Here is a 267-nt window from a genome sequence, read left to right on the forward strand (position 1 = left end):
GCTTCAATCAATGGAAATGCAGGCGGAACGACAGCAGAATCAGTAATTACAAATGATACTTTAAACGGAAATCCTGTAGTTATCGGAACAAATCCCGGCGAAGTTAAATTAACCGGAATCACCGTTCCAACAGGATTAACCTTAAATGCAAACGGAACAGTAACAGTTGCAGCGAACACTGTTGCCGGAAACTATAATGTTGAATACAGCATCTGCGAGATCACCAACCCGACAAACTGTGATTCTGTAATTTCAGTGGTTGTGGTA

The 267-nt window shown here is 41.6% G+C and carries 1 protein-coding gene; it reads left to right on the forward strand.

Translation table 11 applies throughout. The features are described 5' to 3' along the window. On the forward strand, positions 1-267 hold a 267-nt coding region (locus RT99_RS25485; RefSeq protein ID WP_042566759.1), incomplete at both ends, for a hypothetical protein.

The organism is Flavobacterium sp. MEB061 (assembly GCF_000834715.1).
In the GTDB taxonomy this organism is placed as follows: domain Bacteria; phylum Bacteroidota; class Bacteroidia; order Flavobacteriales; family Flavobacteriaceae; genus Flavobacterium; species Flavobacterium pectinovorum.